The sequence below is a fragment of the Streptomyces vinaceus genome, from assembly GCF_008704935.1.
In the GTDB taxonomy this organism is placed as follows: Bacteria; Actinomycetota; Actinomycetes; order Streptomycetales; family Streptomycetaceae; genus Streptomyces; species Streptomyces vinaceus.
Map to the genome: position 1 here is coordinate 6,118,072 of NZ_CP023692.1, position 19,725 is coordinate 6,137,796.

Consider the following 19,725-nt stretch of genomic DNA (forward strand, 5'->3'; position numbering starts at 1 on the left):
CCTGCGACTTGAGGAGTGACTCCCTCCAGCAATGGACGGATCGTCCGGTAGTACCCGCGCCGCCCTCCCCACGGAGGCGGCGGCATGACCATCCCGCTACTTCTGCTCGTGGCGGCATTCGCCCTGATCCTCGCCAACGGCTTCTTCGTGGCGGCCGAGTTCGGCCTCGTCACCGTGGAACGGCCCGAGGCGGAACGCGCCGCTGCCGACGGCGACCGCCGTGCCCGCACGGTGGTCGAGGCCCTGCGGGAGCTGTCCTTCCAGCTCTCCGGCACCCAGCTCGGCATCACCATCACCTCCCTCGTGGTCGGCATGCTCGCCGAACCGGCCCTCGCCGGACTGCTGACCGGGCCGCTCGCGGCCACCGGCCTGCCCGCGGGGGCCGTCTCCGGCGTCGCCGTCTTCATCGGCATGCTGCTCGCCTCCGCCGTCCAGATGGTCGTCGGCGAGCTCGTCCCGAAGAACTGGGCCGTCTCCCGGCCGCTGCAGGTGGCCCGGTTCGTGGCCGGCCCGCAGCAGGTCTTCTCCCGCGCCTTCCGGCCGGTCATCGCGGCGCTCAACGCCGTCGCCAACCGGCTCGTACGGGCGCTGGGCGTCGAGCCGGCCGAGGAGATGGCCTCCGCCCGCACCCCCGGCGAACTGGTCTCCCTGGTCCGCCATTCGGCCCAGGCCGGCGCCCTCGAACAGGACACCGCCGACCTCTTCGTACGGACCCTCTCGCTGGGCGAGCTCACGGCCCAGCACGTCATGACCCCCCGGGTGAAGGTCAGCGCCCTCCAGCACACGGCCACCGCTGCCGACGTGCTGAACCTGACCCGCGCCACCGGGCTGTCCCGGTTCCCGGTCTACCGGGAGCGCATCGACGAGGTCACCGGGGTCGTCCACCTCAAGGACGCCCTCGCCGTGCCCGAGTCCGAGCGCGCCCGCACCACCGTGAGCCGGATCTGCGTCGCCCCGCTGCTGGTGCCCGGCTCCCTGCCGGTGCAGCCGCTGCTGGAGCGGCTGCGCAGCGAGCAGCCGATGGCCGTCGTCGTCGACGAGTACGGCGGCACCGCCGGGGTGGTCACCCTGGAGGACATCGTGGAGGAGCTCGTCGGCGAGGTCCGCGACGAGCACGACCTCGCCGAGGACGAGAGCCCCGAACTGGCCGCCGTTCCCGCCGAGGACGGCCGCCCCTCCTGGGAGGCCGACGGCAGCTGCCGGGTGCAGACCCTGCGCCGGATAGGCCTGGAGGTGCCCGAAGGCCCGTACGAGACCGTCGCCGGCCTCGTCGCGGACCTGCTGGGCCGGATCCCCGCCCCCGGGGACCGGGCCGAACTGCCCGGCTGGAAGCTGTCCGTCCGCCGGGTCGGCCGCAACCGCGCCGAACGCGTCCGGCTGGTCCGCCTCGGCACCGTCCCGGCGGCCGCCCACGGGACCGGCCCCGAGGCCGGCCGTGCGACCGTCCGGATCGACGCCGCTTCCGTACGCACGGGGCCCGGCCGGCAGGCCTCCCCCGACGCACGGTCGCCGCAGCCGGCCCAGTCGGCCCAGCTGGAAGGCGCCGGCCGATGAACGCCCTTCAACTGCTCTTCGCCCTGCTCCTGGTCCTGGCCAATGGTTTCTTCGTCGGCGCCGAGTTCGCCCTCGTCTCCGTACGGCGCAGCCAGATCGAGCCGCTCGCCAAGGAGTCCAAGCGGGCCCGCCAGGTGCTGTACGGCCTGGAGAACCTGCCGCGGATGATGGCGGCGGCCCAGTTCGGCATCACCGTCTGCTCCCTGACCCTCGGCGCGGTCGCCGAGCCGACGGTGGCCCGTCTGCTGGAGCCGCTCTTCCACGCGGCGCACATCCCGCAGGGCATGATCCACCCGCTGGGCTACGCGGTGGCGCTCGCCGCCGTCGTCTTCCTGCACCTGGTCATCGGCGAGATGGTGCCGAAGAACCTCGCCATGGCCGCGCCGGAGAGGACCGCCCTCTGGTTCAGCCCGGGCCTCGTGGCCTTCGCCCGGCTGTGCGGGCCGGTCACCAGCGCGCTGGGCTCCTGCGCGCACCTGGTGCTCCGCCTGTTCAAGGTGGAGCCCAAGGACGAGGTCGAGGCCGTCTACACCAGTGCCCAGCTCGGCCGGCTCGTCGAGGACTCCCGGCAGGCCGGGCTCCTGGAGCCCGGCGAGCAGGAGCGCCTGGAGGACGCACTGGAACTGGGCAGCCGCCCGGTCACCGACGTCCTGCTCGCCCGGGACCGGCTCGTCACGGTCGGCCCCTCGGCGACCCCGCGCCAGATCGAACAGCTCACCGTCCGCACCGGCTACTCCCGCTTCCCGGTCCGCTCCGAGAACGGCGCCTTCATGGGCTACGTGCACGTGAAGGACGTACTGGACCTGGAGGACCGGGAGCGGGCCGTACCGCAGCGGGTCTGGCGGCGGATGACCACCCTGTCCGCCACCCTCCCGCTGGACGACGCGCTCAGCGTGATGCGCCGGGACGCCACCCATCTGGCCCAGGTCGCCGACCCGGCCGGGCGGGTACTGGGCCTCGTCGCCCTGGAGGACGTCCTGGAGATGCTGGTCGGCGAGGTACGCGACCCCGCGCACCGCGTCCCGGCCCGCCGGCCCGGGCCGAGGCAGACCAGCCGCGCCGGAGTGTGAGCCGCCGCCGCCCCGCGCCGATCCGCGCGGGGCGGCGGCGCTACAGCGGCGGCGGCTCCGGCCGGTCGCGGTCCTGGGGCCCCCGGCCCGACAGGACCTCCCCGTACGCCTGCATCAGGTCCGGCAGCCGCAGCGTCGCCAGGTCGTCGCGCGAGGGCTCGCCCGGGAAGCCGGCCAGCCGCAGGTCCCGGTACGCGCAGCTCTTCTCGTACAGGGTGCGCAGGAAGCGGCCGTTGCCCAGCTCGTCGATCCAGCCCTGGTCCACCACGTGCCCGCTGATGCTGCGCAGCTCCTCCAGAGCCTCCTCGTCCCAGCAGTCCCCGTTCGAGTCCGCCAGCACCCCGCCGATCGCGGTCAGTTCCAGCGGCCGGTAGCTGGGGAAGTCCACCCGCGTGGTGAACCGCGAGGACAGACCCGGATTGGCGGCCAGCAGACGGTCCATCCCGGCCGGATAGCCGGCCAGGATGACCACGAGGTGGTCCCGGTTGTCCTCCGCCCGCTTGAGCAGCACCTGGAGCGCCTCGTCCCCGTACGCGTCGCCCTTGCTGTACCCGGTGTTGGAGAGGCTGTACGCCTCGTCCACGAACAGCACCCCGCCGATCGCGGAATCGATCAGCTCGTTCGCCTTCACGGCGGTCTGCCCGAGGAACTCGCCCACCAGGTCCGCCCGCTGGGCCTCCACCAGGTGGTCCCCGCCCAGCAGCCCGAGCGCGTAGAAGACCCGGCCCAGGATCCGCGCCACCGTGGTCTTGCCCGTGCCCGAGGGCCCGGAGAAGACGAAGTGCCGCTTCGGCGGCTGCACCGGCAGCCCCTGGCCCGCTCGCAGCCGGGCCATGTGCAGCTGCGCCGAGAGCGCCTTCACCTGCCGTTTCACCGGCTCCAGGCCCACCATCCGCTCCAGCTCCGCCAGCGCTTCGGCGAGCAGCGCCGGATCGGAGGGCCCGGCCGGCAGGCCCCCGGGCGCGGTCTGCGGGGGGACCGCCACCTTGCGGCGTACGCCCTCCACCCGGCCCGTGCCCGGGCCGCCCGGGGCGCCGAACCGCGGATCCGGATCCGGCGCCATCAGGGGGTCCGGCTCCACCTGCCCGTCCGCCGCGACGTCCTGGACGGGGCCGCCGCCGAGGGCCACCGCCGCGAAGTCCCCGCCGACGGGGGACAGATCGTGGCCCGCGTAGCCCTCGTAGCCGGACGCGGCGTATCCGGCGTACCCGTCGGCCCCGTCCACGTAGTCGCTGTCCTCGATCGCCGTCAGCCGGGCCGCCGTGTCCATGAACGCGGGGTCCACCCGGTGCACCGCCCGGTACAGCGGCAGCGCCGCCGCGCTGCGCCCGGTGCCCTCGTGCGCCCGCGCCAGCCAGTACCGCAGCTCCTTGCGCTGAGGCTGCTCGCTGCGGCAGCGCATCAGCGCCGCCGAGAGCAGCGGCTCGGCCTGCCCGTACATCTCCAGGCGGACCCGGGCCATCCCGCCGAACAGGCCCGCCTCGATGCCCAGCAGCGGATCGTCCACCAGCGGCTCGGTGTGCCGCACCAGCTGCTCCCAGTCCTTGACCAGGTAGGCCCGGCAGGCGTGCAGGAACCGGACCTGCGCATCGGCGTCCACCGGCGGCAGGGCGGCCAGCGCCTGGTCCAGCTCGGGGACGTGCCGGCCGTCCAGCCAGTGCGAGGCGTGGGCCAGCAGGAGGTCCCGACGGCTCTCCAGCACCGGCTGTACCCACCAGCCCAGCCAGTACCAGGAGTTCAGCGTCCGCCGGTGGCGGGCCCGCTGCTCGCCGAAGCGGTCGCGGTGGGCGTACATGCGCAATAAGGCGTTCGTGGTGTCCACCCGGAGCGCGTGCAGGCCCAGCCATGCGTCGGCCATCGAGGGATCCAGTCGTACGGCCGCCCGGAACTCCTCCTCGGCCTGCGGATAGGCGCCCATGGTGCAGGCGTCCACCCCGCGCAGCCAGGCGAGTTCGGCCGGGGCGTGCGTGCCCGGCGTGCCGAAATCCATCACATCCCCCACAAGCCTGCCCCCGTGGTGCACAGCAACCCCCGCGTCGCGCCCGCGAGTTGTCCACTGCGCCGATGAAATCAGGGATGCATCGTACCTGCGGCCAAGCACCATACGTAGGGTGCGGCGGGCACCGGTCGAAGGTGCACCAGGGGCGCGCGAGGTGACTCTGGGTGAAGATTTAGGGGAGGCCGGGCCCGCTCGGCGCCGGCGGGAAACCGGCCCGGGGCAGAACGAAGCCCCCGATCACGGGGGAACAATCGGGGGCTTCGCGTCCGCTGCGGCCTGGAAAGACCGCGCATTCAGAACGTAAGGCCGGTGCGGGGGCCAGGTCAAGCACGTCGGTGCGGGCCCGCGTGAGCGGAGGTCCCGATCGGCTCAGGCCCGGGGGAATCCGTCACCTTCCGTAGCCGAAGGGGCCTTTCCGGGGGTCGCATCCGTCCCGGAAGTCCACTCGTATCCCGTACCGCTCTGGCGTACCAAAGTGTCGGCGAAGGGGCGCGAAGGATCATCCGCGAAGTGTGCGAGCTCCGCGCGCTCCCATCCGTCCCAGAAGTCGGAAAGTTCACGCCCGTCCCGATTTCGCCCGCGCCCCCAGGACTGCGCGCGCGGGGTCTCCATCCACAGCAGCCGCGCCAGATGCGGGCGCAGCGCCCGTCGCCCGGCCCCGACCCCCTCGATCAGCAGGACCGGAACCGGCTCCAGCACCCGCTCGGGACCGAACCGGCGCTCCACCCAGTCGTACGGGGCCCAGTGGGCCGCCCGCCCGGCGGCGAGCGGCTCCAGCACCTGCGCGCTCAGCCGCTCCGGCCACTCGAAGAGCTCCTCGTGGGTGGCCACGTCGTCCAGGTGCAGCACCGGCACCCCGCCCAGCGCCTCGGCGAGGAGCCCGGCGAAGGTGCTCTTGCCCGACCCGGCGTGCCCGTCGACGGCGATCAGCCGCACCGGGCCCAGCGAGGGCGGCAGGGCCGCGAGCTCGCGCGCGAGTGACGTGAGCGACTGAGGTGAGCGCTTTGACCGGCTCGACGGGGGTGACTGCTGGGGCTCCACCCGGCCAGAGTAGGGCCCTGGCCTGCGCCGGTGCCCCGTCACCCCGACACGGCGCCGTGGCTTCGCCGCCCGGCGGACGGGAACTGGAAGGGTGGGGACCGACCCGCCGCACCGACCCTCTGGGGGCCACGCCGATGACCGCACCCACGCCACGCCGGGCCCTGCTGGCCCTCGCCCTCGCGGCGGCCACGGCCGCCACCGTCCCCGGGGGCCGCGCATCGGCGGCCGCTGCCCGCGGGGAAGGCGCTCCGCAGGGCGAAGGGGAACCGGCCGGGGGCGCGCCGGCCGCAGCCGCCGCGGTGGCCGGGGCCGACGCCGCCGCCGCCGCCCAGGTCGTCGACAACCGGTTCTGGTACGCGTACGCGCACTGGCGGGCCGGCACGCACCGCGGCACCGCCGCCCTCGCCGGCAGCCGGCCGGGCCTGGTGATCGACACCCCGGCCGGACGCACCGAGTACACCGACCCGCACACCGCGAAGAAGGGCACCTGGGAGTACGCGGTGTGGACCTCCCCGGTGCACCGCTCCGGCGTGCCCGGCACCGAGGCCATCGCCTCCTGGAACGCCCACACCCCGGCGGGCACCTGGATCCAGATCGAACTGCGTGCCACGTACGGCAGCGGCGCCGCCGGCCCCTGGTACGTGATGGGCCGCTGGGCCTCCGGCGACGGGGACATCCGCCGCACCTCCGTGGACGGCCAGACCGACGGCAGCACCACCGTGTGGACCGACACGCTCGCCGTCGACGCCCCCGCGAGGGCGAACGGCGTACGGATCGCCGCATGGCAGCTGCGCCTGACCCTGTACCGCAAGCCGGGCGCCACCCCGGGCCCGACGGTGTGGCTGGCCGGGGCCATGGTCTCCGACGTCCCGGACCGGTTCACCGTCCCCGCCTCCGCCCCCTCGGGCACGGCCCACGAGCTGAAGGTCCCCCGCTACTCGCAGGAGGTCCACAAGGGCCGCTACCCCCAGTACGACAACGGCGGCGAGGCCTGGTGCAGCCCCACCTCCTCCCAGATGACCATCGAGTACTGGGGCCGCAAGCCCGCCGCCGCCGATCTGGCCTGGGTCGACGCCCGCTACACCGATCCGCAGGTCTGCCACGCGGCCCGGTCCACCTACGACAGCGCGTACAAGGGCTGCGGCAACTGGCCCTTCAACGCCGCCTACGCCGCCACGTACCCCGGTCTCGCCGGGGTCGTGACCCGGCTGCGCTCCCTCACCGACCTGGAGACCCTGATCCGCTCCGGCATCCCGGTGATCACCTCGCTGTCCTTCCGCACCGAGGAACTCACCGGAGCCGGCTACGGCACCGCGGGCCACCTGATGACCGTCGTCGGCTTCACCGCCTCCGGGGACGTGGTCGCCAACGACCCGAACTCGCCCGACGACGCGGCCGTCCGCCACGTGTACAAGCGCCGGGAGTGGGAGAACGCCTGGTTGCGGACGAAGCGCCACAACTCCGCCGGAAAGGTGGCCTCCGGCTCCGGCGGCGTCTGCTACCTGTACGCCCCGGCCCGCCCGAACGCGGCTCAGATCGCGGCGCTGCGGGCCGTGGGGGTGCTGTGACCGGAGCGCCGGAAATGGGCGTTGACCGCGGACGCAGATAAGCGCAACATAAGGTCGTAAAGGGCACATAAAGGCTTCTACAGGAGGCGGCCCGCCATGACCACCCACAGCATCGAACACCACCCCGACCTCGCCGAGATGCGCTCCCGGTTCGAGCGGGTCACCAGCACCCCCGCCGCGCAGGCCGTGGAGGCACTGGCCCTCATCACGGGCCTGTACCTGGCGGCCTCGCCCTGGATCGCCGGGTTCAGCGGACTCGGCGCGCTGGCGGTCAACAACCTGATCGCCGGCGTGGCGTACTGCCTGTGCATGAGCGGACTCGGCTCCGCCTACGAACGCACCCACGCGATGGCCTGGACGGCGGTCGCCATCGGAGCCTGGACGATCGTGGCTCCGTGGGTCATCGCCGGTGACGTCAGCACCACCCGCAGCGTGGTCAGCAACGTCATCGCCGGCGGCGTCGCGCTGGTGCTCGCACTCGCCATGGCCGGCATGGCGGGCCGCAACCGCACGACCTGACCCCCGCACGCCCCGGGCCCCGACCGCGAGACGGCCGGGGCCCGGTGGCGTGCGGGGGCGCGTGATACGTGCCACGAATGGCGATCGTCCCCTACCGCGAAAGCCGCGAACGCTGTCACATTGGACGACATGACCGCATACAGCGCCTCCCTCACCGCCCGCGCCCGGAACCTCGTCAGGACCGGCGGCCCCAAGGACCACTCCAAGTGGCTTGAGCACGTGCTCGGCTGGACGCTGGTGGTCGTCGTCGCCATGTTCGTCACGCAGGTCGGCTGGCTCTGACCCGCGGGGCCTGCGGGGCTCGTGGGGCCTGCGGCTGCGACCGCCTACGAGGCCTCCAGCCGCAGGCCCTCCGTGACGATCAGGTCCGAGGTGACCAGCGCCTGCTCCGCGCTGACCCGCGTCATGAAGACGAACGGCGGGATCACCGGGGGAGCGGGCAGTCCGTCCGGGCTGAACGTGACGCACAGCAGCCCTTCGACGCAGCCGCTGAACTTCGTCAGGTACAAGGTCACGTCGCCCCGCAGCTCAAGGGAGGCGGCGGCCAGCCCGTACTCCTCGCCGCCGTCGCGGGTGCGCAGCCGGTAGTCGGTCAGCGAGGCCGCCCGCATCCTCAGCACCAGCACCCGCAGCGGTCCGTCGGCCGTCGGGAGCTCGGTGACCCCCGCGAAGGCGAAGCCCTGCGGGGCGAAGAGCGAGGTGGTGACCGTCGGGGGAGTCCGGGGGGCCGTCGGCGGCCCGTGCGGCGCCCCCGCCGCCCTGGCCGGCGGGGCTCCCGTCGCCAGTACGGCCGCCAGCAGCACCGGCAGCACCGGCAGCACGGCGAGCGCCCGCGGGCCGCTCCCGCGCGGCCGGCCCTCGTACGGACCCTCCTCCCCGGTGGCCGCGACCGGCAGCGGTGTCCACCCGAAGGCCAGTGCGCTCCCGGCGATCCCGAGCGCCATGCCGACCAGGAACCCGCCCAGGTTGGTCGCCAGGAACGAGAGCACCGACAACAGCAGGGCGTGGACGGAGACGTACGCCCGGGCCTGCGGCAGGAACCACAGGAACAGCCCCGCCACGACAAGGGCGGCGCCGATCCCGATCGCCGCGATCCCGCCGAGCCCCAGGCTGACCAGCACGGTCAGCGGGGACAGCGGTACCAGCAGCAGTTCGACCCCGCCCAGGACGACCAGCAGCCCGCCCCAGAACGGCCGGGTCCGGCGCCAGGCGCGCAGGCGCCGCCGCTGCCCGGCCAGCGGCAGCCGGGGGCGGCTCAGAAGCACTTCTCGCCGTCCAGGCCCACGCTCACCCGCATGCCCTTGAGGCGGAAGTTCCCGCCGGTCGCGGACCAGGCGTGCGATTTCACCCCGACGACCTCGATGTCCCCGGCCTGGAGCCCGAACTTGCCCGGCTCGCCCTTGACCCCGTCCACCCGGTCCAGGGTCGAGGCGTCACGGCCGATCTGCGCCGTGCCGAAGGTCGCGTCCCCGTCGAGGTCCTCGCCGTCGATGACGAGGTTGCTGGCCGTGACCTCCCCGGCCGGGCCGCCCGCCGTCAGCTTGAAGACCACCGTGCCCAGCGGGGTCCCCACCTCTGCGGACTGGCAGATGTCGGTGAGTGTGGCCTCGCCGATACCGAGCAGGGCGACCGGATGTCCCTTGCCGTCGACCGAGCGGTCCGTCTGCACGTACGAGGCCAGGCCCTTGCTGCTCAGCTTCGAGGAGGAGACCTGGAAGCTGGTGCCCGAGACGGCGAACGACGCGGCGAGCGCGCCCTGCGCCATGACGACGGCCATCGCCCCGACGGCGAGGACCGCGGGCACCGCGACGGCGGCCGACTTGCGCCAGCGCACCCGGCCTTCGCGCCCGCGCGGCGTGTCCGGGGCCGTGTCCGGGACCCTGTCCGGTGCTCCGTCGGCGCCCGTCCCGGCGCCTGTGTTCGTGCTCATGGAAGTGCCTCCCGTACGTCGTCCGTGCGCAGGGGAAGTGCATGAGGCAGGTCTGCCATACTGCGGGCATCCTGTGGCAGTTCGAGGCTAGGGCCGAATTTGAATAATAGTCAACAGCGGGGTGCGAGCGAGCGTTCGCAGGTCCGCAGGGCCGAACTCATAGCGACCGGGCGCAAGTTGTTCGCCGACACCTCGTACGACGCGCTCTCCATGGACGACATCGCCAAACAGGCCGGCGTCGCCAAGGGGCTGATCTACTACTACTTCAAGAGCAAGCGCGGCTACTACCTCGCCATCGTCGAGGACTCGGTGGCCGAGCTCGTCGCCCGCGCCGCCGGGGAGCCGGACCTGCCCAAGGCCGAGCGGGTGCGCCGGACCATCGACGGCTACCTCCACTACGCCGAGCACCACCAGGCCGCCTACCGCACGATCGTCACCGGGGGAGTGGGCTCCGACGCCGAGGTGCTCGCGATCCGCGACGCGGTGCGCGAGGAGCTGGTGGCCACGATCGCCGAGGGCGCGTACGGGAGCCGGACCGTCCCGCCGCTCGCCCGGCTCGCGCTGGTGGGCTGGCTGTCCGGGGTCGAGGGGACCACGCTGGAGTGGACCGGCGCCCTGGCCGCGGACGCCCAGGTGGATCCCGGGACGGACGGCGAAGCGGAATCCGCCGCGCGGCAGCCCGACCGGGACCGGCTCGGTGCCCTCCTCGTCCGCCAGCTGCGCGCGACGCTGACGGTCATCGGGGAGTTCGTCCCGGAGTGTCCGCCGCCGCCCCTTACCGAAGAGGCGTTCGAGTCGGCTGGTGATCTTGCCCCGGTGACGGGACGATCCTGATCGGGCATACTCAAGCCGCCCGCAGCCACTGATCTGCCGCTTCCGTGATCCGGGAGGGCAGTATCGGCTGTGAGAAGCACCGAGACCCGGCGGCCCGTCCCACACCTCACGTGCCGCCGCCGTGCCCGACGAGGGAGGAGAGCGCCGCCATGAACGACCGCGCCCCGCAGCCGGTGGACCGTCAGCTGCCCACCGAGGAGTCCCGGGACCTCCTCGCGCTCGTACGAGAGATCGCCCAGCGGGAGATCCGCCCCGTGGCCGCCGCCGAGGAGGACGCCGGGACGTTCCCGCGCGCGATCTTCACCCTGCTGTCCGAAGCCGGCCTGCTCGGTCTTCCGTACGCGGGCGAGTACGGCGGCGGCGAGCAGCCGTACGAGGTCTACCTCCAGGTCCTGGAGGAGCTCGCGGCGGCCCGCCTGACGGTGGGGCTCGGCGTCAGCGTGCACTCCCTGGCCTGCCACGGCCTGGCCGGATACGGCACCGAGGAGCAGCAGAAGGCCCACCTGCCGGCCATGCTCGGCGGCGGGCTGCTCGGCGCGTACTGCCTCTCCGAGCCCGCCTCCGGCTCCGACGCCGCCTCGCTGACCACCAAGGCCGTACGCGACGGCGACGACTGGATCATCACCGGCACCAAGGCCTGGATCACCCACGGCGGGGTCGCCGACTTCTACACGGTCCTCGCGCGCACCGGCGCCGAGGGCCCCAAGGGCATCACCGCCTTCCTGGTGCCCGGCGACGCGGAGGGCCTGACGGCCGCCGTCCCCGAGAAGAAGATGGGCATGAAGGGCTCGCCCACCGCCCAGCTCCACTTCGACGGGGTCCGGGTCCCCGACACCCGCCGCATCGGCGAGGAGGGGCAGGGCTTCACGATCGCGCTGGCCGCCCTGGACGCGGGCCGCCTGGGCATCGCCGCCTGCGCCGTCGGGGTCGCGCAGGCCGCCTTGGACGAGGCCCTCGCGTACGCCCTGGACCGCAAGCAGTTCGGGCACCCCATCGCCGACTTCCAGGGCCTGCGCTTCATGCTCGCCGACATGGCGACCAAGATCGAGGCCGGCCGGGCCCTGTACCTGGCGGCGGCGCGGCTGCGTGACGCGGGCAAGCCGTTCTCCCGCCAGGCGGCGATGGCGAAGCTGTTCTGCACGGACGCCGCGATGGCCGTGACCACGGACGCCGTCCAGGTCCTCGGCGGCTACGGCTACACCGCGGACTTCCCGGTGGAGCGCCTGATGCGCGAGGCGAAGGTGCTCCAGATCGTCGAGGGCACCAACCAGATCCAGCGCATGGTCATCGCCCGCCACCTGGCGGGACCGGAGTCGCACTGAGGGCCGGACCGGCCCCCGGGGTGCGCCCGGCCCGGCCGGCGCCGCACCGGGCGAGCTGTTCGGCGCGGCGCGGGCCGGGGCGCCGGCCCGCTTCCCCCCGGCCCGCTTCCCGCCGGCCCGCCGCCTACCGGTCGTCCCAGACGGGCAGGGGCTTCGCGTCGTGGTTGACGAAGAGGTCCCGGCGGGCGGCGGGGTGGTCGGCGGGCGGGGCGTTGGACACCGCGTTGTAGCTGATCAGGGCGAGGGTGCGGGTGTGCGGGGAGCGGTTCGGGCCCGAGCTGTGCACCAGGTTGCCGTGGAAGAGGACGACCGTCCCGGCCGGGCCGGTGGCCTCGTGGACCCCCCGGGTGCGGGCGAGCTCCTCGGCCGAGGGGTCGGGGAGCGCGTAGGCGTCCCGGCTCGACGTGATCCAGGCCCAGTCGGCCGCCCCGCCGCCGGTGTCCCCGTCGTCCCCGGAGGGGGCCGCCGTCGCCGGCCGGTCGGTGTGCGTGCCCGCGATCAGGCGCAGCGGCCCGTTCTCCCCGGTGACCTCGTCGAGGAAGACGGCGGCGGTGAGCGCCGCCGGGCGCCGCATCCCGTCGGCGGCCCGCCAGAAGTCGAAGTCCCGGTGCCACTGCCAGCGCTCGCCCCGCCGGGCCGCCTTCGGGTTCACCTTCCACTGGTACACGTACATGTCCTCACCGAGCAGCAGCCGGACCAGCGCGGTCAGCGGTGACGCCTCGGCCAGCGCCTGCCAGGGACCCCCTCTGCGGTGGAGTCCGTAGACGGCGCGTACGGTCGTGCCGTCCTCCTCGAAGAACCGCTGCGGCCCCTCCTCGGCGAGTACGGCGGGCAGTTCCTCGGTCAGGGGTCCCCAGATCTCCCGCGGGGTCAGCGGGGGTACGACGACAAAGCCGTCGCGCCGGTATTCGGCCAGGAGCCGCTTCGGGTCCGTCATGCGCCCAGGGTGCGGCCGGGCGCCGAGCCCGGGCGAGGCAGCACGGGGAGCGCACAGGGAGTGCGCCGGGTCATTTCCGGCCGCTCCCCGCGAGTTGCTCCCGCGAGCCGCTCCCCAGGAGCCGCTCCCGCCCGGGTGCCACCTACTGGCCGCCGCCGTAGAGCGGACCCGTCGGCCAGATCGGGGAGGTGGCGACCCGGGACCACTCCGGATCGCGGCGCCCCGGCAGGGTGCGTCCGTCGGCGGCCCAACGGGTCAGCAGGGCGTGGTAGATCGGTGGGTCCGGCTGCCGCTGCTGAACCGATTCTTCGTGTCGCGGAACCGATTCTTCGTAGCCGGGCGGCACCGGACGCCGCCGCCGTCCCGTTCTTGTCCCAGGGGATTCGAGCGTGGTCATACCGGGCCAACGCGCCACCCGACGCACGGGTAACCGCCCCCGCCCTCCGGGTATCCGTTCGAGATGTCCCCGACGCCGCGCTCCGCAGGCCCCGGGGTCCGGCGGCCTCCGCGTGGCCAGACGTGCCGGTCTGTCAGAGAGTGACAGGACTCTGGCCCCGGGGCCCGTATCTGACGTACCGTCATATCCGCCCGAGCCCCGCCGCCCCAGGAGGTTTGCCGTGCCCGCGGACCGACCCGTACCGCTCGACGAATACCCCGTCCACCAGGCCCCCTTGTCGATGAAGCACCTCGTGACCGGTGACCGGAACGCCTACGACCGCTGCATCTTCCACGTCTTCGACCACGCCGGCCGCGCCGTCCTCATCCTCGGCCTCGGCGTCTACCCCAACGCCGGGGTCATCGACGCCTACGCCACCCTGCGCGCCGGCGACGAACTCCTCGCCGTCCGCGCCTCCGACGCCCTCACCGACGACCGGATGAACCTCTCCGTCGGCCCGCTGCGGATCACCGTCGACGAACCCCTGAAGCGGATCACCCTGCACTGCGATCCCGACCCCGCCGACCCCGACGGGCTCTCGTACGACATCACCTGGACCGCCGAGTTCCCCGCCGTCTGGGAGCCGCACCACGTCCAGCGGCGCGCCGACCGCCTCATGCTCGAAGGCCGCCGCTTCGTCCAGGCCGGGCACGTCACCGGCACCATCCGGGCCAAGGGCGAGGAGTACGCCCTCACCCCCGGCGAGTGGACCGGCACCCGCGACCGCAGTTGGGGCGTGCGCCCCATCCCCGGCGAGGACGGCGGCCGCGCCGCCGAGGAGCACCGGCCCGAGGGCTTCCACTGGCTCTGGATACCCGTCCGCTTCGAGGACCGCTTCCTCATGGTCATCGCCCAGGAGGACGCGGACGGCCACCGCACCCTCAGCGAGGCCGTCCAGGTCTTCCCCGAGGACAGCGGCCGCCACGACGTGCAGCTCGGCTGGCCCCAGACCGAGATCCGCTACCGCCCCGGCACCCGCCACCCCGAGAGCGCCGTCGTCCACCTCGCGGACCCCGCCCGCAAACCCCTCGAACTCGGCGTCGAGATCCTGAACTCCTCCCCGCTCGCCGTCGGCGCCGGCTACCCGCCCGCCGCCGACTGGCAGCACGGCACCTGGCAGGGCCGCGGCTGGACCGACCGCCGCGTCTACGACCTCTCCGACCCCACCGCACACCCCATGGCCGCCTTCGGCGTCACCGACCACTCCGCCCGCTTCACCCTCGGCGGGCGCACCGGCTTCGGCATCTTCGAACACGGCAGCTTCGGCCGGCACGACCCCAGCGGCTTCACCGACTACGGCTCGGTCGCCCCGTAGCAGCACCCCGAGGCGGCGCCCGTACCAGCGCCCGTACCCGAACCCCGTACCCGAGCCAGGAGAAGGAAGGGGAAGTCATGGCAGCACCGGCACCACGCCCGCGCACCTCCACCCGCGAACCCGAGGAACTCGGCCGGCGCCTCGCCGCCTGGCTCGGCACCGAGCTCCCGGGCGCCGCGGTCACGGACGTCCGCGTCCCCGCGTCCAACGGCATGTCCAGCGAGACCCTGCTCTTCGACATCGAGCACCCCGACACCCCCGTGCGCGCCTGCGCCCTGCGGCTCGCCGCCGACCCGGCCGCCTACACGGTGTTCCCCACGTACGACATGCCCCGCCAGCACCGCGTGATGAGCCTGGTCGGCGCCCACACCGACCTGCCCGTCCCGCGCGTGCACTGGCTGGAAACCGACCCCGCTCCGCTCGGCGCGCCGTTCTTCGTCATGGCCCGCGCCGAGGGCCGGGTCCCGCCCGACGTCATGCCCTACACGTACGAGGGGAACTGGCTGCACGCCGCGAGCGACTCCGAACGCGCCGAGCTCCAGGAGGCGAGCGTCTCCCTGCTGGCCCGGCTGCACGACCAGTTCCCCGCCGAGGAGGCCGAGTTCCTCCTCCCCGAGGGCACCGGCAGCCCGCTGCGCCGCCACGTCGACGCCCAACGCGCCTACTACGCCTGGGTGGTAGAGGGACTCGCACCGTCCCCGCTGCTGGAGCGCGCCTTCGAACGCCTGGAGGAGCTGTGGCCCGCGGAGGAGGGCCCCTCCGTCCTCAACTGGGGCGACGCCCGCATCGGCAACGTCGTCTACCGGCCGGACGGGTTCGAGCCCGTGGCCGTCCTGGACTGGGAGATGGCGGCGTACGCCCCGCGGGAGGTCGACCTCGGCTGGACCGTCTACCTCCACCGGTTCTTCCAGGACCTGACCGTCGGATTCGGCCAGAGCGGCCTGCCCGACTTCCTGCGCCGCGCCGACATCGAGCGCCGGTACGCCGAACTCACCGGACACACCCCGCGGGACATGGAGTTCCACACCCTGTACGCCGCCCTGCGGCACGGGATCGTGATGCTGCGCATCGCCTACCGGCAGGCCCACTTCGGGGAGGTAGAGGTCCCCGCGGATCCGGACGGCCTGATCCTGCACCACGCCAGCCTCCGGGCGATGGTGCAGGGCACGTACTGGTAGGGATCCGGCGCGAGCGGCCGGAAGGCCTCGCTCAGGCGGCCTGCGCGTGCTGCCGCATCTGCGGCAGCGGCGTCGGCGCCGGCATCCGCACGGGACGCGAGCCGGGACCGCCGACGTGCGAGAAGGGCTGCGTCCGCCAGTCCAGACCCTGCGGCAGGTCCAGCAGCACGACCTCCAGCTCCTGCGGCTCGACCTGGCCCGCGCCCACCGTCGGCAGCGCCTCGGAGGCCGGGCGGCCCGTACCCGCGCACACCGTGAGCCCGAACGGGTTCCACGGGGTCAGGCAGAGCGCGTGCTCCGGCAGGTACTCCTCGTCCGCGACGAGGGCGATCGACTGGCCGCAGTCCGGGCAGATCGCGTGGTGGATCTCGAAGCCGTCGAACCCGTCGGCGTCTTCGAGGTACTCACCGTCCTCGGCGTCGAGGAAATCCAGGGGCTCCGGTTCTGTGCGACCGGCGCGCTTGGTGTTCAGCATGGATGTACTCCCCCTTGGGTGGGCCGGGCGGGCAGGTTCTACGGCCTCGGCCACACCAAGCACTTCCCGTCGCGCGGCACGAGTAACCACAACATCGCGCCGTACGCCTGCATACCCCTGTGGCCTTGGTCACATGCCCGCCGCAGGTGCCACTTGTGGGCGGACAGCACTGTGCCTGGAGCACCCTTGGGCCTTAGGTTGAGCGGCTATGAGCGCAATGGAGGAGCTGGACCGCCAGATCGTGGATCTGCTCGTGCGGGACGGGCGGATGAGCTACACGGATCTGGGCAAGGCCACGGGACTGTCCACGTCGGCGGTCCACCAGCGGGTACGCCGTCTGGAACAGCGCGGAGTGATCCGCGGGTACGCGGCCGTCGTCGACCCGGAAGCCGTCGGCCTGCCCCTGACGGCCTTCATCTCGGTGAAGCCCTTCGACCCGAGCGCGCCGGACGACATCGCCGACCGGCTGGCCGGCGTACCGGAGATCGAGGCCTGTCACAGCGTCGCCGGCGACGAGAACTACATCCTGAAGGTGCGCGTCGCGACCCCGCTGGAGCTGGAGGACCTCCTGGGCCGCCTGCGCGCCCTGGCCCACGTCTCGACCCGCACCACCGTCGTCCTCTCCACCCCGTACGAGGCGCGCCCGCCCCGCGTGTGACGCCGATGGGACCGCGCCGCCGGGGGTGCGGTCGAGGCGGAGCGGCGGACCCGCGAAACTGAGGGCATGACAGACCGCACCGCCAGCTCCGCCGATGCCGCCGGAGCCCCCGCATCCGAACGGACCGTCCTCCTGCGCGGGGGCGAGGTACACAGCCCCGCCGACCCCTTCGCCACCGCGATGGTCGTCGAACGGGGACACATCGCCTGGGTCGGCTCCGAAGGCGCCGCCGACGCCTTCGCGCAGGGCGTCGACGAGGTCGTCGACCTCGGCGGCGCGCTCGTCACCCCCGCCTTCACCGACGCGCACGTCCACACCACCTCCGCCGGCCTCGCCCTCACCGGGCTCGACCTCACCGGCGCCTCCTCCCTCGCCGAGGCCCTCGGCCTGGTCCGCGCGTACGCCGCCCGCCGCGCCGGCGACCGGGTGCTCCTCGGCCACGGCTGGGACGCCTCCCGCTGGCCCGAGCGCCGGGCCCCGCGCCGTGAGGAGCTCGACGAGGCCGCCGGCGGCCGCCCGCTGTACCTCAGCCGCGTCGACGTGCACTCCGCCGTCGTCACCACCGCCCTGCTGGACCTCGTCCCGGCCGTCACCGTCCGCGGCGACGAGCCGCTGACCCGCGAGGACCACCACGCCGTCCGCAGGGCCGCGCTCGCCGCTGTCACCCCCGCCCAGCGCGCCGAGGCCCAGCGGGCCGCCCTCGACCGCGCCGCCTCCCTCGGCATCGGCTCCGTCCACGAGTGCGGCGGCCCCGACATCTCCTCCGCCGAGGACTTCGCGGACCTCCTGAACCTCGCCCGCGAGCGGCCCGGACCGCGCGTCTTCGGCTACTGGGCGGACCGCGACCTCGAACAGGCCAAGGCGCTCGGCGCCATCGGGGCGGCCGGCGACCTCTTCGTGGACGGCGCCCTCGGCTCCCACACCGCCTGCCTGCACGCCCCCTACGCCGACGCCGGCCACACCGGCACCGGCTACCTCGACGCGGCCGACGTGGCCGAGCACGTCGCCGCCTGCACCGAGGCGGGCCTCCAGGCCGGATTCCACGCGATCGGCGACGCCGCCCTCACGGCCGTCGTCGAGGGCGTGCGCGCCGCCGCCGAGAAGGTCGGCCTCGCCCGCGTCCGCGCCGCCCGGCACCGCGTCGAGCACGCCGAGATGATGACCCCCGAGACCATCGCCGCCTTCGCGGACCTCGGACTCACCGCCTCCGTGCAGCCCGCCTTCGACGCGGCCTGGGGCGGCGAGGACGGCATGTACGCCGACCGGCTGGGCGCGGAGCGCGCCCGTACGCTCAACCCCTTCGCCGCCCTGCTGAAGGCCGGAGTGCCGCTCGCCTTCGGCTCCGACGCCCCCGTCACCCCCTTCGACCCCTGGGGTACCGTCCGGGCGGCCGCCTTCCACCGCACCCCCGAGCACCGGATCTCCGTACGGGCCGCGTTCACGGCCCACACCCGGGGCGGCTGGCGGGCCCTCGGCCGCGACGGCGCCGGCGTGCTCGTGCCCGGCGCCCCGGCCGACTACGCACTGTGGGAGACCGCCGAGCTGGTGGTCCAGGCCCCCGACGACCGGGTCGCCCGCTGGTCCACCGATCCCCGTTCGGGGACCCCCGGGCTGCCCGACCTCACCCCCGGCCGCGATCTGCCGGTGTGCCTGGCGACCGTCGTCGGCGGGCGGGAGGTATTCGTACGGCCACAGGGGTGATCCGGTCGGCCTCGGTTCGGTACGGGCGCTTCGACCCGGATAGGTTCGGCCGGGTCCACCACCGGACGTCCGTACCGGGCGGATCCGTCTGCTCAGCGCGCCCGCGCCTCGGGGGCGAGGGAAGGTTTCGCCGGGACGGGGGTCCCCTGCTCCGCAGGAGCTCTGGGGAGGTGGCCCCGGCCGGGGCCCGCGGTCCAGTAGACAACGGTCACGGCGACCCGCAGCCAGCGGGGGCCGGACCGGCCCGAAGGACCACGGGCCCCGGCCACTGTTCTAAAGTCATCCTCTGAGACAGGACGTACAAGGACACGAAGGCGGACCAGTGAGCGACGGCGGACAGCGAGGGCAGGGACCGCTCGGCACGGCCTTGGTGATCATCCCGACCTTCAACGAGGCGGAGAACATCGGGGCGATCGTCGGCCGCGTGCGCGCGGCGGTGCCCGAGGCGCACATCCTGGTCGCCGACGACAACAGCCCCGACGGCACCGGCAAGCTGGCCGACGAGCTGGCGGCCGCCGACGACCAGGTGCACGTCCTGCACCGCATGGGCAAGGAAGGGCTCGGCGCCGCCTACCTCGCGGGCTTCGCCTGGGGCCTGGAGCGCGACTACGGCGTGCTCGTCGAGATGGACGCCGACGGCTCCCACCAGCCCGAGGAGCTGCCCCGGCTGCTCACCGCACTGGCCGGCGCCGACCTCGTCCTGGGCTCGCGCTGGGTGCCGGGCGGCCGGGTGGTCAACTGGCCCAAGAGCCGCGAGTTCCTCTCCCGCGGCGGCTCGGTGTACTCCCGGCTGATGCTGGACGTCCCGATCCGCGACGTGACGGGCGGCTACCGGGCCTTCCGCCGCGAGACCCTGGAGGGTCTGGGCCTGGAGGAGGTCGCCTCCGCCGGCTACTGCTTCCAGGTCGACCTGGCCCGCCGGGCCGTGCGCCAGGGGTTCCGGGTCGTCGAGGTGCCCATCACCTTCGTCGAGCGCGAGTTCGGCGACAGCAAGATGAGCAAGGACATCGTCGTGGAGGCCCTCTGGCGGGTCACCCAGTGGGGGCTCAAGGCCCACGCGGCGAAACTGACCGGCCAGGACAAGCCCAAGGGCCCGGACGGCGGCCGGGGCAAGGAGCCCCACACCCCTTAGGGGATGTCCGGTACCTCCGGCTGAGGCCGCTTTTACACCGCCCCAGGCACACTGGT

18 protein-coding genes are annotated in these 19,725 nt (G+C 73.7%); 12 read left to right on the forward strand and 6 right to left on the reverse strand.

Annotation, left to right across the window (positions count from 1 at the left end; genetic code table 11):
• The first annotated feature begins 84 nt into the window (after window positions 1-84).
• Both CP980_RS27715 and CP980_RS27720 read left to right on the forward strand, forming a co-directional pair.
• Entirely contained in the window at window positions 85-1,554 is a 1,470-nt protein-coding gene (locus CP980_RS27715) for a hemolysin family protein (protein WP_167535884.1), read from the forward strand.
• The gene (locus CP980_RS27720) at window positions 1,551-2,624 is read left to right on the forward strand and encodes a hemolysin family protein (protein WP_132761204.1); all 1,074 of its coding nucleotides are present in this window, start codon (window positions 1,551-1,553) and stop codon (window positions 2,622-2,624) included. The genes CP980_RS27715 and CP980_RS27720 overlap by 4 nt, the downstream gene beginning before the upstream one ends.
• A gap of 40 nt (window positions 2,625-2,664) precedes the next feature.
• Here CP980_RS27720 and CP980_RS27725 read toward each other — a convergent pair whose 3' ends face one another.
• Window positions 2,665-4,614, reverse strand: coding sequence for an AAA family ATPase (locus CP980_RS27725; RefSeq protein ID WP_132761205.1), 1,950 nt, complete (start codon window positions 4,612-4,614; stop codon window positions 2,665-2,667).
• A gap of 378 nt (window positions 4,615-4,992) precedes the next feature.
• A complete protein-coding gene (locus CP980_RS27730) occupies window positions 4,993-5,664 on the reverse strand; it encodes a uridine kinase family protein (protein WP_150529298.1) in 672 nt (223 codons plus the stop codon).
• Window positions 5,665-5,798: 134 nt separating this feature from the next.
• Here CP980_RS27730 and CP980_RS27735 point away from each other — a divergent pair, with 134 nt between their 5' ends.
• From CP980_RS27735 to CP980_RS27745, 3 genes are all read left to right on the forward strand, one after another.
• Entirely contained in the window at window positions 5,799-7,232 is a 1,434-nt protein-coding gene (locus tag CP980_RS27735; protein ID WP_150529299.1) for a peptidase C39 family protein, read from the forward strand.
• 96 nt (window positions 7,233-7,328) lie between these two features.
• Window positions 7,329-7,751 carry an SPW repeat protein gene (locus CP980_RS27740; RefSeq protein WP_132761208.1) on the forward strand — a complete coding sequence of 141 codons (423 nt, stop codon included), beginning with the start codon at window positions 7,329-7,331 and terminating at the stop codon, window positions 7,749-7,751.
• Window positions 7,752-7,880: 129 nt separating this feature from the next.
• Complete coding sequence (locus tag CP980_RS27745; RefSeq protein WP_106977289.1) at window positions 7,881-8,033, forward strand: SCO1431 family membrane protein; 153 nt, start codon at window positions 7,881-7,883, stop codon at window positions 8,031-8,033.
• Between the two features lie 44 nt (window positions 8,034-8,077).
• On the opposite strand, the gene CP980_RS27750 is transcribed toward CP980_RS27745, so the two are convergent.
• Both CP980_RS27750 and CP980_RS27755 read right to left on the reverse strand, forming a co-directional pair.
• The gene (locus CP980_RS27750; RefSeq protein ID WP_150529300.1) at window positions 8,078-9,016 is read right to left on the reverse strand and encodes a DUF6114 domain-containing protein; all 939 of its coding nucleotides are present in this window, start codon (window positions 9,014-9,016) and stop codon (window positions 8,078-8,080) included.
• Window positions 9,007-9,528, reverse strand: a complete 522-nt coding sequence (locus tag CP980_RS27755) for a DUF6230 family protein (RefSeq protein ID WP_229907411.1) — start codon at window positions 9,526-9,528, stop codon at window positions 9,007-9,009. The genes CP980_RS27750 and CP980_RS27755 overlap by 10 nt, the downstream gene beginning before the upstream one ends.
• A 252-nt stretch (window positions 9,529-9,780) precedes the next feature.
• Here CP980_RS27755 and CP980_RS27760 point away from each other — a divergent pair, with 252 nt between their 5' ends.
• Together CP980_RS27760 and CP980_RS27765 are read left to right on the forward strand one after the other, a co-directional pair.
• A complete protein-coding gene (locus tag CP980_RS27760) occupies window positions 9,781-10,515 on the forward strand; it encodes a TetR/AcrR family transcriptional regulator (protein WP_150529301.1) in 735 nt (244 codons plus the stop codon).
• A 149-nt stretch (window positions 10,516-10,664) separates the two neighbouring features.
• Window positions 10,665-11,837: an acyl-CoA dehydrogenase family protein gene (locus tag CP980_RS27765; RefSeq protein ID WP_132761210.1), complete on the forward strand. Its 1,173-nt coding sequence runs from the start codon at window positions 10,665-10,667 to the stop codon at window positions 11,835-11,837.
• Window positions 11,838-11,961: 124 nt separating this feature from the next.
• Here the strand turns inward: CP980_RS27765 and CP980_RS27770 are convergent, their stop codons facing one another.
• On the reverse strand, window positions 11,962-12,774 hold the full coding sequence (locus tag CP980_RS27770) for a phytanoyl-CoA dioxygenase family protein (RefSeq protein WP_150529302.1): 813 nt from the start codon (window positions 12,772-12,774) through the stop codon (window positions 11,962-11,964).
• 617 nt (window positions 12,775-13,391) lie between these two features.
• On the opposite strand from CP980_RS27770, the gene CP980_RS27780 reads away from it, so the two are divergent.
• Together CP980_RS27780 and CP980_RS27785 are read left to right on the forward strand one after the other, a co-directional pair.
• Window positions 13,392-14,525 carry an Rv3169 family protein gene (locus CP980_RS27780; RefSeq protein ID WP_150529303.1) on the forward strand — a complete coding sequence of 378 codons (1,134 nt, stop codon included), beginning with the start codon at window positions 13,392-13,394 and terminating at the stop codon, window positions 14,523-14,525.
• A gap of 77 nt (window positions 14,526-14,602) precedes the next feature.
• Window positions 14,603-15,703 carry a phosphotransferase family protein gene (locus CP980_RS27785; RefSeq protein WP_132761214.1) on the forward strand — a complete coding sequence of 367 codons (1,101 nt, stop codon included), beginning with the start codon at window positions 14,603-14,605 and terminating at the stop codon, window positions 15,701-15,703.
• 31 nt (window positions 15,704-15,734) lie between these two features.
• Here CP980_RS27785 and CP980_RS27790 read toward each other — a convergent pair whose 3' ends face one another.
• Complete coding sequence (locus tag CP980_RS27790) at window positions 15,735-16,178, reverse strand: hypothetical protein (RefSeq protein ID WP_132761215.1); 444 nt, start codon at window positions 16,176-16,178, stop codon at window positions 15,735-15,737.
• A gap of 217 nt (window positions 16,179-16,395) precedes the next feature.
• Here CP980_RS27790 and CP980_RS27795 point away from each other — a divergent pair, with 217 nt between their 5' ends.
• The 3 genes from CP980_RS27795 to CP980_RS27805 all read left to right on the forward strand — a co-directional run bounded on the left by CP980_RS27795 (window position 16,396) and on the right by CP980_RS27805 (window position 19,669).
• Window positions 16,396-16,836, forward strand: a complete 441-nt coding sequence (locus tag CP980_RS27795) for an Lrp/AsnC family transcriptional regulator (RefSeq protein WP_030011705.1) — start codon at window positions 16,396-16,398, stop codon at window positions 16,834-16,836.
• 66 nt (window positions 16,837-16,902) lie between these two features.
• Entirely contained in the window at window positions 16,903-18,537 is a 1,635-nt protein-coding gene (locus CP980_RS27800) for an amidohydrolase (protein WP_132761216.1), read from the forward strand.
• Window positions 18,538-18,859: 322 nt separating this feature from the next.
• On the forward strand, window positions 18,860-19,669 hold the full coding sequence (locus tag CP980_RS27805) for a polyprenol monophosphomannose synthase (RefSeq protein WP_132761217.1): 810 nt from the start codon (window positions 18,860-18,862) through the stop codon (window positions 19,667-19,669).
• Window positions 19,670-19,725: the final 56 nt, after the last annotated feature.